The 14852-nt window shown below is 42.3% G+C and carries 8 protein-coding genes, 12 tRNA genes and 3 rRNA genes; 21 read left to right on the forward strand and 2 right to left on the reverse strand.

Features of this window, described 5'->3' with window-relative positions; translation table 11 throughout:
* Nucleotides 1-89 precede the first annotated feature (89 nt).
* Nucleotides 90-2279, forward strand: a complete 2190-nt coding sequence (locus MHH96_RS07845) for a Tex family protein (RefSeq protein WP_047944170.1) — start codon at nucleotides 90-92, stop codon at nucleotides 2277-2279.
* An 88-nt stretch (nucleotides 2280-2367) separates the two neighbouring features.
* On the opposite strand, the gene cmpA is transcribed toward MHH96_RS07845, so the two are convergent.
* Nucleotides 2368-2484 carry a cortex morphogenetic protein CmpA gene (gene cmpA, locus MHH96_RS07850; RefSeq protein WP_095258007.1) on the reverse strand — a complete coding sequence of 39 codons (117 nt, stop codon included), beginning with the start codon at nucleotides 2482-2484 and terminating at the stop codon, nucleotides 2368-2370.
* A gap of 221 nt (nucleotides 2485-2705) precedes the next feature.
* Between cmpA and MHH96_RS07855 the strand changes: the two genes are divergently transcribed.
* From MHH96_RS07855 to tsaD, 20 genes are all read left to right on the forward strand, one after another.
* Entirely contained in the window at nucleotides 2706-3182 is a 477-nt protein-coding gene (locus MHH96_RS07855; RefSeq protein ID WP_341118111.1) for a SprT family protein, read from the forward strand.
* A 156-nt stretch (nucleotides 3183-3338) separates the two neighbouring features.
* A tRNA-Asn gene (locus tag MHH96_RS07860) sits at nucleotides 3339-3413 on the forward strand.
* 7 nt (nucleotides 3414-3420) lie between these two features.
* Nucleotides 3421-3511 (forward strand) — tRNA-Ser (locus tag MHH96_RS07865).
* Between the two features lie 22 nt (nucleotides 3512-3533).
* Nucleotides 3534-3605: transfer RNA gene (locus MHH96_RS07870), tRNA-Glu, on the forward strand.
* A gap of 23 nt (nucleotides 3606-3628) precedes the next feature.
* Nucleotides 3629-3705: transfer RNA gene (locus MHH96_RS07875), tRNA-Asp, on the forward strand.
* A 14-nt stretch (nucleotides 3706-3719) separates the two neighbouring features.
* Nucleotides 3720-3794, forward strand: a tRNA-Gln gene (locus MHH96_RS07880).
* Between the two features lies 1 nt (nucleotide 3795).
* A tRNA-Lys gene (locus tag MHH96_RS07885) sits at nucleotides 3796-3871 on the forward strand.
* A gap of 16 nt (nucleotides 3872-3887) precedes the next feature.
* Nucleotides 3888-3972 (forward strand) — tRNA-Leu (locus MHH96_RS07890).
* A 57-nt stretch (nucleotides 3973-4029) separates the two neighbouring features.
* Nucleotides 4030-4113 (forward strand) — tRNA-Leu (locus MHH96_RS07895).
* A gap of 64 nt (nucleotides 4114-4177) precedes the next feature.
* Nucleotides 4178-4254 (forward strand) — tRNA-Arg (locus tag MHH96_RS07900).
* A 4-nt stretch (nucleotides 4255-4258) separates the two neighbouring features.
* Nucleotides 4259-4335 (forward strand) — tRNA-Pro (locus tag MHH96_RS07905).
* 41 nt (nucleotides 4336-4376) lie between these two features.
* A tRNA-Gly gene (locus tag MHH96_RS07910) sits at nucleotides 4377-4450 on the forward strand.
* A 123-nt stretch (nucleotides 4451-4573) separates the two neighbouring features.
* Nucleotides 4574-6121, forward strand: a 16S ribosomal RNA gene (locus MHH96_RS07915).
* A gap of 475 nt (nucleotides 6122-6596) precedes the next feature.
* Nucleotides 6597-9532: ribosomal RNA gene (locus tag MHH96_RS07920) — 23S ribosomal RNA — on the forward strand.
* A 113-nt stretch (nucleotides 9533-9645) separates the two neighbouring features.
* Nucleotides 9646-9762: ribosomal RNA gene (gene rrf, locus MHH96_RS07925) — 5S ribosomal RNA — on the forward strand.
* The 16S, 23S and 5S rRNA genes sit together here with 12 tRNA genes alongside, the layout of an rRNA operon.
* A gap of 19 nt (nucleotides 9763-9781) precedes the next feature.
* Nucleotides 9782-9855: transfer RNA gene (locus MHH96_RS07930), tRNA-Met, on the forward strand.
* A 213-nt stretch (nucleotides 9856-10068) separates the two neighbouring features.
* Nucleotides 10069-10524, forward strand: coding sequence for a tRNA (adenosine(37)-N6)-threonylcarbamoyltransferase complex ATPase subunit type 1 TsaE (tsaE, locus tag MHH96_RS07935; protein ID WP_047943321.1), 456 nt, complete (start codon nucleotides 10069-10071; stop codon nucleotides 10522-10524).
* Nucleotides 10521-11237: a tRNA (adenosine(37)-N6)-threonylcarbamoyltransferase complex dimerization subunit type 1 TsaB gene (gene tsaB, locus MHH96_RS07940; RefSeq protein WP_047943322.1), complete on the forward strand. Its 717-nt coding sequence runs from the start codon at nucleotides 10521-10523 to the stop codon at nucleotides 11235-11237. The genes tsaE and tsaB overlap by 4 nt, the downstream gene beginning before the upstream one ends.
* Entirely contained in the window at nucleotides 11237-11683 is a 447-nt protein-coding gene (rimI, locus tag MHH96_RS07945) for a ribosomal protein S18-alanine N-acetyltransferase (RefSeq protein WP_047943323.1), read from the forward strand. The genes tsaB and rimI overlap by 1 nt, the downstream gene beginning before the upstream one ends.
* A complete protein-coding gene (gene tsaD / locus MHH96_RS07950; RefSeq protein WP_047943324.1) occupies nucleotides 11680-12714 on the forward strand; it encodes a tRNA (adenosine(37)-N6)-threonylcarbamoyltransferase complex transferase subunit TsaD in 1035 nt (344 codons plus the stop codon). The genes rimI and tsaD overlap by 4 nt, the downstream gene beginning before the upstream one ends.
* A 200-nt stretch (nucleotides 12715-12914) precedes the next feature.
* Here the strand turns inward: tsaD and MHH96_RS07955 are convergent, their stop codons facing one another.
* Entirely contained in the window at nucleotides 12915-14843 is a 1929-nt protein-coding gene (locus MHH96_RS07955; protein WP_047943325.1) for an ABC-F family ATP-binding cassette domain-containing protein, read from the reverse strand.
* Nucleotides 14844-14852: the final 9 nt, after the last annotated feature.

Genomic DNA, 14852 nt, shown 5'->3' on the forward strand with positions numbered 1-14852 from the left:
CAAAATAAAAGGTATTACTTCCAAGTATAAAAATAATGGAATAATAATTTACGTGATGTTCGACGGATCTAGAAAGGATAGTGAGTGTTATGGAGAAGGCTTTGGAACAGGAAAAAGGACAGAACTATTTAGCGATTATAGCAAAAGAACAGAGTGTATCAATTAAACAAGTGAAAAGCGTTATTACATTAATAGAAGATGGAAATACGGTTCCTTTTATTGCTAGATATAGAAAGGAACAAACAGGGGCACTAGATGAGGTGCAAATAAAAGATATCATTGATCGGTATACATATATTCAAAACTTAGCACAACGAAAAGAAGAAGTTATTCGTTTAATTGAGGAACAGGGGAAGCTCACAGAAGAGCTGCATAACAACATTATAAAGGCAATTAAGCTACAAGAAGTAGAAGATTTATATCGTCCGTATAAACAAAAGCGTCGAACAAAAGCAACCATTGCAAAAGAAAAAGGGCTGGAGCCTTTTGCAGAATGGTTAATTAGTAAAGAAAAGAAAAACTCTTTAGAAGAAGAAGCAAATAAATACATCTCGGAGGAAAAAGAAGTCTTATCCATTGAGGATGCAATTAATGGAGCGAAAGATATATTGGCAGAACAGATATCAGATGATGCAGAGAGCAGAAAATGGATAAGAAATAAGACAATGCTTACTGGGAAAATTCAGTCTAGCGCTAAAAAGGTAGAGAAGGACGAAAAAAATATTTATGAAATGTATTATGAATATGAAGAACCAGTAAATAAAATTGTCCCTCATCGAACTTTAGCTTTAAATAGAGGTGAAAAAGAAGATATTTTAAAAGTAGCCATCGTTGCTCCGATAGAAGTAATTACTGAATACTTGGAGAAAAAGTGGTTAACAAATGCCCAATCCCCTGAAGGATTAATCATAAAAGAAGCTATTGATGATGGCTATAAACGTCTTATTCAGCCATCCATCGAAAGGGAAATAAGAAATGAGTTAACTGAGAAAGCGGAAGAACAGGCAATACACATTTTCTCAGAGAATCTTCGCAATCTATTATTACAGCCACCCCTAAAGGGGAAAATGGTTCTTGGAGTGGATCCAGCATATCGGACAGGCTGTAAGTTAGCGGTAGTAGATGAAACAGGAAAAGTATTAGAAATAGGGGTTATCTATCCTCATCCGCCTGTATCTAAAGCAGCAGAAGCAAAAGCAAAGTTCCAAGAAATCCTAGATCGATATGATATTGAAATGGTTGCAGTAGGTAATGGTACTGCTTCAAGAGAAACGGAACAATTTGTAGCAGATATGCTAAAAAACCAAAATAAAGAAATCTATTATTTAATAGTGAATGAAGCGGGAGCGAGTGTATATTCTGCTTCAGAAATTGCTAGAGAAGAGTTCCCGGATTTCCAAGTAGAAGAAAGAAGTGCTGTATCGATAGCGAGAAGACTGCAAGATCCGCTTGCTGAATTGGTTAAAATTGATCCAAAATCCGTTGGAGTTGGTCAATATCAACATGATGTATCTCAAAAAAAATTAGCAGAATCATTGCACTTTGTAGTAGAAACAGCAGTTAACCAAGTTGGGGTTAATGTAAATACAGCATCTCCTTCTTTGTTACAATATGTTGCGGGTCTTTCCAAAGCGGTTGCTAATAATATCGTAAAGAAACGAGAAGAAGAAGGGAAATTCATAAGTCGAAAACAATTAAAGAAGATACCGCGCTTAGGTGCAAAAACATATGAGCAGGCAATTGGGTTCCTACGTGTATTGGATGGAGAGGAGCCTTTAGATAGAACGGGCATACATCCAGAGCATTACGATGAAGTAAAAAAACTCTTATCTACATTAGGATTTAAAACAAAAGATATCGGTACTACAGCTTTAAGGGAAGCATTAACAAAGGTTAATCTGAAGGAAAGTGCACAGGAACTTAATATAGGGGAATTAACGCTAAAGGATATTATTGAGGCATTAGTTCGTCCATCCCGAGATCCACGTGACGATTTAGCTGCACCATTATTAAGAAAAGATGTATTGAAACTAGAGGATCTGCAAACGGGCATGGAACTACAAGGAACGGTGCGAAATGTAGTTGATTTTGGGGCGTTTATAGATATTGGTGTAAAGCAAGATGGCTTGGTCCATATTTCGAAGCTAAGCAATAAGTTTGTTAAGCATCCCCTTGATATAGTAGGTGTGGGAGATGTTGTTACTGTTTGGGTAGACAGCGTCGACCATAACAAAGGAAGAGTTGCACTAACGATGCTAAATCCAAAAGAAGAAAAATAGCAATAAAAAGAAGCCTGCGTTGATGGAAGAGATAACGCAGGTATTCTTAGTTTATAAAGAGAAAGTGAGTTCATTTTATAATGAAAAGTTAATTAGCAGTATTTTTGCGGCAATAGTAATACCAGCATTGATTCAACAGCTTGACTTGATAGCTATTTTTTTCATAGAAAGCTTTTTTGATTTGGTTTTGTAACCAATTAGGCATTATATTCACTCCTTGTTTTTTGATTTTGGCTAGCTAAAAAAAGATAAATTTGCTTTAGCCTTTCATGCCGATAACTAAAAAAGGTAGAAAATTGCCTAGTTTAAGGTGAGATTATAGAATTATCAATTTAACATAATTACATGATTGTGTACGTTTTAGTAAGTTATAAAACTATTGTATGCTATAATGGTTTGTCTTGTTGAGGAGGAATGAGCGGTACGATGACAAATGAGGAATTACAAAAGTTAGTGGAGAATATATCGTGGGATTACTTTAAAAGAAGTTTTGAGCACAAGGCAATTTTTAATCCGCGATTAAGAACCATTGGTGGAAGATATTTGTTAAGCACTCATAATATTGAAATCAATAAAACATATTATGATCTGATGGGTTTGGATGAATTAGTAGGGATTATAAAACATGAATTATGTCATTATCATCTTCATTTATTAAACAAAGGATATCAGCACAAGGATGCCGATTTTAAATCTCTTCTAAAAATGGTAGGTGGTCCAAGATATTGTTCACCGTTACCAGTTGAAAGTAAGAGAGGGAAATCGAAGAAAATACTTATTTACTCTTGTGTTTCCTGTAAACAGCAATATACGAGAAGAAAAAGAATGGATATAAAAAAGTATGTTTGTGGGAAATGTAAGGGAAGATTAAAATTAGAAGAAGTGATTCAGATGGATAAGTAATGAAAGATGGATGGATTGTGTTTTAAAAAAAGTTTTGAAAGGTGCTTGACTTATTATTTATATGTCCTTATAATGTAAAGAGTCGACAAGAGAGCAGTTGTTATAACGCTGCTAGTGATTGTTTCTTTTGATAACAAATATGTCGATGACAATTATTCCGCAGTAGCTCAGTGGTAGAGCATTCGGCTGTTAACCGAACGGTCGTAGGTTCGAGTCCTACCTGCGGAGCCATTTTTTTGGGGAAGTACTCAAGAGGCTGAAGAGGCGCCCCTGCTAAGGGTGTAGGTCGCGTAAGCGACGCGAGGGTTCAAATCCCTCCTTCTCCGCCAGAAAGCAATTTGGTGGTATTATGGCCCGTTGGTCAAGCGGTTAAGACACCGCCCTTTCACGGCGGTAACACGGGTTCGAATCCCGTACGGGTCATTTATTATTTTATAAAAAAGTTTGGTCCGGTAGTTCAGTTGGTTAGAATGCCTGCCTGTCACGCAGGAGGTCGCGGGTTCGAGTCCCGTCCGGACCGCCATTTATATTTAATATTGGGCTATAGCCAAGCGGTAAGGCAACGGACTTTGACTCCGTCATTCGTTGGTTCGAATCCAGCTAGCCCAGCCAAGAGCCATTAGCTCAGTCGGTAGAGCATCTGACTTTTAATCAGAGGGTCGGAGGTTCGAATCCTCCATGGCTCACCATTATATATTAGAATAAGCGGGTGTGGCGGAATTGGCAGACGCACTAGACTTAGGATCTAGCGCCGCAAGGCGTGGGGGTTCGACTCCCTTCACCCGCACCATCTAATTTTGATGAACGAAACAGATTTATGAATGTACAATGGATCATCTCTTATAGTGCGGTCGTGGCGGAATGGCAGACGCGCTAGGTTGAGGGCCTAGTGGGGGTTAACCCCGTGGAGGTTCAAGTCCTCTCGGCCGCATCAAAAAAAGTGTTGACAGCCGATAAAAAATATTGTATGATTATAAAGTCGCTTTCGGAAATATGCGCCCGTAGCTCAATTGGATAGAGCGTCTGACTACGGATCAGAAGGTTATGGGTTCGACTCCTTTCGGGCGCGCCATATTCGGGAAGTAGCTCAGCTTGGTAGAGCACTTGGTTTGGGACCAAGGGGTCGCAGGTTCGAATCCTGTCTTCCCGACCATGAATGTTCGTCAAGCAAAAAAAGTATATCACTCTTATTATGCGGGTGTAGTTTAATGGTAAAACCTCAGCCTTCCAAGCTGATGTCGTGGGTTCGATTCCCATCACCCGCTCCATTTTATTTTATTGCTCTTTGAAAACTGAACAAACAAACGTCAACAATAATCGTTTTATAACGAATGTTGTAAAACAAAAAAAGTAATAAAAAGCTAGAGTTTAGCAATGAGCTAATCAACTCTTTATTGGAGAGTTTGATCCTGGCTCAGGACGAACGCTGGCGGCGTGCCTAATACATGCAAGTCGAGCGGACTTTAAAAGCTTGCTTTTAAAGTTAGCGGCGGACGGGTGAGTAACACGTGGGCAACCTGCCTGTAAGACTGGGATAACTTCGGGAAACCGGAGCTAATACCGGATAATCCTTTTCCTCTCATGAGGAAAAGCTGAAAGACGGTTTACGCTGTCACTTACAGATGGGCCCGCGGCGCATTAGCTAGTTGGTGAGGTAACGGCTCACCAAGGCGACGATGCGTAGCCGACCTGAGAGGGTGATCGGCCACACTGGGACTGAGACACGGCCCAGACTCCTACGGGAGGCAGCAGTAGGGAATCTTCCGCAATGGACGAAAGTCTGACGGAGCAACGCCGCGTGAGTGATGAAGGTTTTCGGATCGTAAAACTCTGTTGTTAGGGAAGAACAAGTACAAGAGTAACTGCTTGTACCTTGACGGTACCTAACCAGAAAGCCACGGCTAACTACGTGCCAGCAGCCGCGGTAATACGTAGGTGGCAAGCGTTGTCCGGAATTATTGGGCGTAAAGCGCGCGCAGGCGGTCCTTTAAGTCTGATGTGAAAGCCCACGGCTCAACCGTGGAGGGTCATTGGAAACTGGGGGACTTGAGTGCAGAAGAGAAGAGTGGAATTCCACGTGTAGCGGTGAAATGCGTAGAGATGTGGAGGAACACCAGTGGCGAAGGCGACTCTTTGGTCTGTAACTGACGCTGAGGCGCGAAAGCGTGGGGAGCAAACAGGATTAGATACCCTGGTAGTCCACGCCGTAAACGATGAGTGCTAAGTGTTAGAGGGTTTCCGCCCTTTAGTGCTGCAGCAAACGCATTAAGCACTCCGCCTGGGGAGTACGGCCGCAAGGCTGAAACTCAAAGGAATTGACGGGGGCCCGCACAAGCGGTGGAGCATGTGGTTTAATTCGAAGCAACGCGAAGAACCTTACCAGGTCTTGACATCCTCTGACACTCCTAGAGATAGGACGTTCCCCTTCGGGGGACAGAGTGACAGGTGGTGCATGGTTGTCGTCAGCTCGTGTCGTGAGATGTTGGGTTAAGTCCCGCAACGAGCGCAACCCTTGATCTTAGTTGCCAGCATTCAGTTGGGCACTCTAAGGTGACTGCCGGTGACAAACCGGAGGAAGGTGGGGATGACGTCAAATCATCATGCCCCTTATGACCTGGGCTACACACGTGCTACAATGGATGGTACAAAGGGCAGCAAAACCGCGAGGTCGAGCAAATCCCATAAAACCATTCTCAGTTCGGATTGTAGGCTGCAACTCGCCTACATGAAGCTGGAATCGCTAGTAATCGCGGATCAGCATGCCGCGGTGAATACGTTCCCGGGCCTTGTACACACCGCCCGTCACACCACGAGAGTTTGTAACACCCGAAGTCGGTGGGGTAACCTTTTGGAGCCAGCCGCCTAAGGTGGGATAGATGATTGGGGTGAAGTCGTAACAAGGTAGCCGTATCGGAAGGTGCGGCTGGATCACCTCCTTTCTAAGGAAAATGGAATTTACATTCCATCAAAGATTGTTGACGATTGGTTGTTCAGTTTTGAGGGAGCAATTCCTCAAAAACAGTAATAAGTTTGAGGGTAAAGAGAAACGGGTAGATCAAGGAAGCGAATGCGCGAGCACCGGAGCGTACAACAGTACGTGAGGAGCAGAGCGAAGAAGCTGACGAAGAGATGCGAAGTATATCTTTAGCCGAAATTGTTCCTTGAAAACTAGATTATGAAAAGTAAGAACCAAGAAAGAAACCGAGTAATCGCCATCTTAGATTCTCTATTTTAGAGAATTACTTCTTTGGAAAGTAATCGTATTAAACGAATACTCCTTCAAAGATTGGAGAGCAAAGAGAAGCAAGTAGGTCAAGGAAGCGATCGAACGAGCACCGGAGCGTACGACAGTACGTGAGGAGCAGAGTGAAGAAGCTGACGAAGAGATACGCCGCTTATCTTTGGTCGAAACTAAGTTAAGTTAGAAAGGGCGCACGGTGGATGCCTTGGCACTAGGAGCCGATGAAGGACGGGATTAACACCGATATGCTTTGGGGAGCTGTAAGTAAGCTTTGATCCAGAGATTTCCGAATGGGGAAACCCTCTATCCGTAATGGGATAGAATCTTTACCTGAATACATAGGGTACTGAAGGCAGACCCGGGGAACTGAAACATCTAAGTACCCGGAGGAAGAGAAAGCAAACGCGATTCCCTGAGTAGCGGCGAGCGAAACGGGATTAGCCCAAACCAAGAGGCTTGCCTCTTGGGGTTGTAGGACACTCTATATGGAGTTACAAAGGAACGGGGTAGACGAATCGATCTGGAAAGGTCAGTCGTAGAAGGTAAAAACCCTGTAGTCGAAACTTCGTTCCCTCTTGAGTGTATCCTGAGTACGGCGGGACACGAGAAATCCCGTCGGAAGCAGGGAGGACCATCTCCCAAGGCTAAATACTCCCTAGTGACCGATAGTGAACCAGTACCGTGAGGGAAAGGTGAAAAGCACCCCGGAAGGGGAGTGAAATAGATCCTGAAACCGTGTGCCTACAAGTAGTTAGAGCCCTTTTATGGGTGATAGCGTGCCTTTTGTAGAATGAACCGGCGAGTTACGATTACATGCGAGGTTAAGTTGAAGAGACGGAGCCGCAGCGAAAGCGAGTCTGAATAGGGCGAAATAGTATGTGGTTGTAGACCCGAAACCAGGTGATCTACCCATGTCCAGGGTGAAGTCCAGGTAACACTGGATGGAGGCCCGAACCCACGCACGTTGAAAAGTGCGGGGATGAGGTGTGGGTAGCGGAGAAATTCCAATCGAACTTGGAGATAGCTGGTTCTCTCCGAAATAGCTTTAGGGCTAGCCTCAAGATTTAGAGTATTGGAGGTAGAGCACTGTTTGGACTAGGGGCCCCCATCGGGTTACCGAATTCAGACAAACTCCGAATGCCAAATACTTATTCTTGGGAGTCAGACTACGAGTGATAAGATCCGTGGTCAAGAGGGAAACAGCCCAGACCACCAGCTAAGGTCCCAAAGTATACGTTAAGTGGAAAAGGATGTGGAGTTGCTTAGACAACCAGGATGTTGGCTTAGAAGCAGCCACCATTTAAAGAGTGCGTAATAGCTCACTGGTCGAGTGACTCTGCGCCGAAAATGTACCGGGGCTAAACGTATCACCGAAGCTGTGGATTGACATCTATGATGTCAGTGGTAGGAGAGCGTTCTAAGGGCGTTGAAGCTAGACCGTAAGGACTGGTGGAGCGCTTAGAAGTGAGAATGCCGGTATGAGTAGCGAAAGATGAGTGAGAATCTCATCCACCGAATGCCTAAGGTTTCCTGAGGAAGGCTCGTCCGCTCAGGGTTAGTCGGGACCTAAGCCGAGGCTGAAAAGCGTAGGCGATGGACAACAGGTTGATATTCCTGTACCACCTTTAAATCGTTTGAGCAATGGGGGGACGCAGGAGGATAGGGTAAGCGTGCTGTTGGATTAGCACGTCCAAGCAGTTAGGCTGGTAATGAGGCAAATCCCATTACCACATAAGCGGAGCTGTGACGGCGAGGGAAATATAGTACCGAAGTTCCTGATTCCACACTGCCAAGAAAAGCCTCTAGCGAGATTTAGGGTGCCCGTACCGCAAACCGACACAGGTAGGCGAGGAGAGAATCCTAAGGTGAGCGAGAGAACTCTCGTTAAGGAACTCGGCAAAATGACCCCGTAACTTCGGGAGAAGGGGTGCTCTTGCGGGTGCAAGCCTGCGAGAGCCGCAGTGAATAGGCCCAGGCGACTGTTTAGCAAAAACACAGGTCTCTGCGAAGCCGCAAGGCGAAGTATAGGGGCTGACACCTGCCCGGTGCTGGAAGGTTAAGAGGAGGGGTTAGCACGTTAGTGCGAAGCTCTGAATTGAAGCCCCAGTAAACGGCGGCCGTAACTATAACGGTCCTAAGGTAGCGAAATTCCTTGTCGGGTAAGTTCCGACCCGCACGAAAGGTGTAACGATCTGGGCACTGTCTCAACGAGAGACTCGGTGAAATTATAGTACCTGTGAAGATGCAGGTTACCCGCGACAGGACGGAAAGACCCCGTGGAGCTTTACTGCAGCCTGATATTGAATTTTGGTACAGCTTGTACAGGATAGGTAGGAGCCTTGGAAGCCGGAGCGCCAGCTTCGGTGGAGGCATTGGTGGGATACTACCCTGGCTGTATTGACATTCTAACCCGCACCCCTGATCGGGGTGGGAGACAGTGTCAGGTGGGCAGTTTGACTGGGGCGGTCGCCTCCTAAAAAGTAACGGAGGCGCCCAAAGGTTCCCTCAGAATGGTTGGAAATCATTCGTAGAGTGTAAAGGCACAAGGGAGCTTGACTGCGAGACCTACAAGTCGAGCAGGGACGAAAGTCGGGCTTAGTGATCCGGTGGTTCCGCATGGAAGGGCCATCGCTCAACGGATAAAAGCTACCCCGGGGATAACAGGCTTATCTCCCCCAAGAGTCCACATCGACGGGGAGGTTTGGCACCTCGATGTCGGCTCATCGCATCCTGGGGCTGTAGTCGGTCCCAAGGGTTGGGCTGTTCGCCCATTAAAGCGGTACGCGAGCTGGGTTCAGAACGTCGTGAGACAGTTCGGTCCCTATCCGTCGTGGGCGTAGGAAATTTGAGAGGAGCTGTCCTTAGTACGAGAGGACCGGGATGGACGCACCGCTGGTGTACCAGTTGTCTTGCCAAAGGCATCGCTGGGTAGCTATGTGCGGAAGGGATAAGTGCTGAAAGCATCTAAGCATGAAGCCCCCCTCAAGATGAGATTTCCCATAGCGCAAGCTAGTAAGATCCCTGAAAGATGATCAGGTTGATAGGTCAGAGGTGGAAGCGTGGCGACATGTGGAGCTGACTGATACTAATAGATCGAGGACTTAACTAAAATGAAAAGCGGAAACGCCTGTTTATCGGCGTTGGAGCTGGACAATACTGATTACTCATTCTTTCTTTTACTTCATAATCTAGTTTTGAGGGAATAACCTCAAAAATAAATAGTCTGGTGGCGATAGCGAGAAGGTCACACCCGTTCCCATACCGAACACGGAAGTTAAGCTTCTCAGCGCCGATGGTAGTTGGGGGTTCTCCCCCTGTGAGAGTAGGACGTCGCCAGGCTTTTATTATTTTATATCGTCGCGGGGTGGAGCAGTCTGGTAGCTCGTCGGGCTCATAACCCGAAGGTCGCAGGTTCAAATCCTGTCCCCGCAATCAAACAATGAAAAATCCTTAGGAATGAAACCTAAGGATTTTTTTGTTCGTCTAGGAATTCTTTAAATGGAGAGACTGTGGATAACTAAAAAAAAATAAAATCGCAAGATCAGAAGGTTTTCCACAAAAAACAAAAGACTACCTTTAGACTCAGTGGGTAATTGAGTATAATAAAAGATAATACCATTATTAAATTTGTATTAGGAGTAATTTATGAATAACTTTGAATGGAAGGCAGATACTGCGGAAGGAACGATTGATTTTGCTGAGCGGATTGCATGGCTTTTACAAGCAGGAGATGTAATCACTTTAGAAGGTGATTTAGGTGCTGGCAAAACAACTTTTACAAAAGGAATAGCGAAAGGGTTAGGGATAACTAAAACAGTTAATAGTCCTACCTTTACAATAATTAAAGAGTATCAAGGGAAATTGCCATTGTATCATATGGATGTTTATCGTTTAAAGGATAGCGATGAGGATTTAGGATTTGATGAGTATTTCGAGGGTGAAGGCGTTACAGTAGTGGAGTGGGCTCATTTGATTGAGGAGCAGTTACCAGTGGATTATCTGCAGATTAACTTATACTATGATAATACATCGGGAAGAAAAATTGTCTTATCACCTAAGGGCTCCCGTTATATGCAATTATGTAAGGAGTTATTTTCATGAAGATATTAGCAATAGATACATCAAATTTTGTATTAGGGGTTGCCTTATATGAGAATGGGAAGGTAATCGGGGAGTATATTACAAACCTAAAAAAGAATCATTCGATTAGAGCAATGCCAGCAATTGAACAGTTAATGAAGGACTGTGATATAAAACCAAAGGATCTTTCTAAAATTGTGGTAGCAAAAGGTCCAGGATCTTATACAGGTGTGCGTATTGGTGTTACCATTGCGAAAACGCTGGCTTGGACGTTGAACATCCCACTCGTAGGTGTTTCTAGTTTAGAAGTGCTTGCTGCATCTGTGGGAAGATACTTTGATGGATATGTTTCTCCCTTATTTGATGCGAGAAGAGGACAGATTTACACAGGACTTTATCAATTTAGCAGAAATGATATCGAGATCGTAAAAAATGATCAGTTAATCCTTTCAACTGATTGGATAGAGGAACTTGTCCCATTAAAACAGCGAATATTGTTTGTAGGAAATGACTTACCTATACACCAAGATATCTTAACAGAAGGATTAGGAGAGTTTGCTCAGTTAACAGATGCTGTGGACTTTAATCCTAGACCGTCGATTCTTGCAATGTTAGGGGAAGCTAGAGAGGGAGAAGCGATACATACGTTTACCCCTAATTATATTCGCTTAGCAGAAGCAGAGGCAAATTGGCTGAAGGCAAATAAAATAGAGAAAAAGGAAGACAGGGGATAATGTCAACATTTGAATTTCGCAATATGACAGTCGCGGATATCGATGATGTTTTTAAAATTGAAACGATTTCTTTTAGTACTCCATGGAGCAAAGAGGCTTTTTATAATGAGCTGACCCAAAATCGGTTTGCAAAATATATTGTCATCCAATATGAAGACGAGCTTGTTGGATATTGTGGTGTATGGATTGTTGTAGATGAAGCACATATTACAAATATCGCTATTCTGCCTGATTTTAGAGGGAAAAAACTTGGTGAAATGCTGCTCACAAAGATTATGGATGAAGCAAGGAAGCTTGGTGCAACTACTATGACACTAGAAGTTCGTGTAACAAATAAAGTAGCACAAAATTTATATAGAAAACTTGGATTTCAAAATGGAGCAATTAGAAAGAAGTATTATACAGATAATCTAGAAGATGCTTTAGTAATGTGGGTGAAATTATGAAGAATAATAATGTAATAATAATGGGCATGGAAACAAGCTGTGATGAGACGGCTGTTTCTATTGTAAAAAACGGAACAGAAATCCTTTCTAATATTGTTTCTTCTCAAATAGAAAGTCATAAACGATTTGGCGGAGTAGTTCCAGAAATTGCTTCAAGACATCATGTGGAGCAGATTACGCTTGTGATTGAAGAGGCCCTCTCGAAAGCACAGATAAGCTATGAGGAGATAGATGCTATTGCTGTAACGGAAGGTCCTGGTTTAGTCGGTGCTCTTTTAATAGGTGTAAATGCAGCTAAAGCAATAAGTTTTGCACATGATATCCCCTTAGTTGGTGTACATCATATTGCTGGGCATATTTATGCTAATCGACTTGTGGATAACTTAGAATTCCCTTTATTAGCGCTTGTGGTTTCTGGTGGTCATACCGAATTAGTATTAATGAAAGAGCATGGTCACTTTGAGGTTATTGGAGAAACAAGGGATGATGCGGCTGGCGAAGCATATGATAAAGTCGCAAGAACGCTCCAGCTTCCTTATCCAGGTGGTCCTCATATCGATCGATTAGCAAGCGAGGGAGACCCAAAAGCCGTAAAGCTGCCACGGGCATGGATAGAAGGCACGTATGATTTTAGTTTCAGTGGATTAAAATCTGCAGTTATCAACACTGTGCATAACGCTGAACAACGTGGAGAAGTTATTAGACCAGAGGACTTGGCTGCTAGTTTTCAGGAAAGTGTAGTGGATGTATTAGTTTCAAAGACTATGGAAGCAGCAAAGGAATACAAGGTAAAACAAGTTGTATTAGCGGGCGGTGTTGCTGCTAACAAGGGTTTAAGAACAGTACTTGCAGAGAAATTTGAACAGTTAGAATCTGTAAAGTTAACCATTCCTCCATTATCTTTATGCACAGATAATGCAGCAATGATTGCAGCAGCAGGTACCATTTTCTTCGAAAAAGGACAGCGGGCACAATTGGATTTAAACGGAAATCCAGGATTAGATATAACTATCCACAATGAAAAGGAATAAGCCTTTTTACTTAGATGCATAGAAAAGAGTAATTGTGAATAAATATGATGTTATATACATAAAATGTGGATAATGTGTATAACTTATTATTGTTTTGTGGATAATGTGGGTAAATATGTGGAAAGCTTATATAATAACTCTTTAATATGTGGATAATAATGTGGAAAAAAAGTACTGGGTATTGGCATACCCAGTACTTTTTACTTATCTGACAATTCGGTCCATTCATCCATCAAACGATCAATTTGACCTTTTAACTGTTCAAGGCTGTTATTTAGTTCTAAAACCTTGGCATGGTCCTGAAAAATTTCAGGTTCACATAGGAGATTTTCCTGTTCCGATACTTTTAGTTCTAGTTCTTCGATCGTTGTTTCAATTTCTTCAATTCTTCTTATTCTTTGTCTTTCTAGCTTTTTGGCTTCCTTATCCATCTGGTAAGATGTTTTGTCTTCTGTACCATTGTCACGTTCAACCTGAATAGAAGCCGTTGCTTCCAATGCTTTAATCTCTGCTTGTTCTAACTTCTTTTCCACATAATAATCGTAGTCACCTAAGAATTCTGTAGATCCCTCTGCACTTAATTCAATCACTTTTGTTGCGATTCTATTTATAAAATAACGATCATGTGAAACAAATAAAATGGTGCCCGGATAATCAATTAGAGCATTTTCAAGTACTTCTTTACTATCTAAATCTAAATGGTTAGTTGGCTCGTCCAATATTAATACATTGGGTTTTTCCATCATTAATTTGGACAATGCTAAACGCGCTTTTTCCCCGCCGCTTAATGAGTTAACTGTTTTTAAAACATCATCACCTGAGAATAAGAAGTTACCAAGTACTGTTCGGATATCTTTTTCAGGAGTTAGTGGAAAATCATCCCATAATTCATTTAATACGCGTTTGTTTGATGTCAATTCCGCTTGTTCTTGATCATAGTAGCCGATCATTACATTTGATCCAAGTGAAATGGAGCCAGCATGCTTTGGCAGCTTTTCAATAATTGTCTTTAATAAAGTAGATTTACCAACACCGTTTGGTCCGACTAATGCCACACTATCTCCTCGTTTTATTTGGAAGGATATGTGTTTGGATACAGTATTATCTTTATAACCAATAGAAAGATCATCCATTTTTAAAACATCATTTCCTGTTTGTTTTGTAATTTCAAACCCAAAAGAAGCTGATTTTTCATTTCCGTCTGGACGATCCATCCGTTCCATTTTATCCAATGTCTTTCTACGGCTTTGTGCTCTTTTGGTAGTAGATGCACGTGCTAAGTTTTTTTGAATAAATGTTTCTAGTTTGGCAATTTCATCTTGCTGCTTTTCATAAAGTTTCATTTCACGCTCATAATTTTCTGCTTTTTGCTCAAGATAACCGCTATAGTTACCGAGAAACTTTTGAATATGATGTCTAGATATTTCATAGACTTGTGTTACTACTTTGTCAAGGAAGTAACGGTCATGGGAAACGATTAATACGGCTCCTTTATAGCCTTGCAAGTATTGCTCTAACCAGGAAAGTGTTTCAATATCTAAATGGTTAGTCGGCTCATCTAGAATTAAAATATCTGGTGTCGTAAGAAGCAGTTTAGCTAATGCCAGTCTTGTTTTCTGGCCACCACTTAAAGAGGAAATTTTAGTACTGTAATCGAATGTATTAAAGTTAAGTCCGTGTAAAACGGAACGTATATCTGCTTCGTATTGATAGCCGCCACTTTCCTTAAAATCGTATTGCAGATTGTCATATTCTTTTAAAATTTTCTCAAAAGCATCTGGGTTCTCGATAGTGCCAGGATCCGACATCTGTCGTTCCAGTTTTCTTAAATGCTTCTCTTTTATTTGAAGTTCATGGAATACAGTTAACATCTCATCCCAAATGGAAAGACTTGATTCCAGCCCTGTATTTTGGGCGAGATAGCCTATTTCGACATTTTTCGGTTTTATGATTTCACCAGAGTCATGAGACAGTTGTCCAGCAATTATTTTTAATAAGGTAGACTTCCCAGCACCATTTCTTCCCACGAGAGCGATTCTATCTCTTGCTTGTACTTCTAATTTTATATTTGATAAGATAAGTTCAGCTCCAAAGTGCTTGGTTAGCTGATTTACTTGTAATAGTATCATTTCTTCACC

Origin of the sequence: Niallia sp. FSL K6-0212, assembly GCF_038007605.1 — a bacterium.
GTDB lineage: Bacteria > Bacillota > Bacilli > Bacillales > Cytobacillaceae > Niallia > Niallia circulans.

Bases quoted from the DNA above. Each gene is read 5' to 3' on its own strand.
- MHH96_RS07955 (WP_047943325.1), bottom strand. From the start codon at position 14,843: ATGATACTATTACAAGTAAATCAGCTAACCAAGCACTTTGGAGCTGAA.
- tsaE (WP_047943321.1), top strand. From the start codon at position 10,069: ATGAATAACTTTGAATGGAAGGCAGATACTGCGGAAGGAACGATTGAT.
- cmpA (WP_095258007.1), bottom strand. From the start codon at position 2,484: ATGCCTAATTGGTTACAAAACCAAATCAAAAAAGCTTTCTATGAAAAA.
- MHH96_RS07845 (WP_047944170.1), top strand. From the start codon at position 90: ATGGAGAAGGCTTTGGAACAGGAAAAAGGACAGAACTATTTAGCGATT.
- tsaB (WP_047943322.1), top strand. From the start codon at position 10,521: ATGAAGATATTAGCAATAGATACATCAAATTTTGTATTAGGGGTTGCC.
- MHH96_RS07855 (WP_341118111.1), top strand. From the start codon at position 2,706: ATGACAAATGAGGAATTACAAAAGTTAGTGGAGAATATATCGTGGGAT.
- tsaD (WP_047943324.1), top strand. From the start codon at position 11,680: ATGAAGAATAATAATGTAATAATAATGGGCATGGAAACAAGCTGTGAT.
- rimI (WP_047943323.1), top strand. From the start codon at position 11,237: ATGTCAACATTTGAATTTCGCAATATGACAGTCGCGGATATCGATGAT.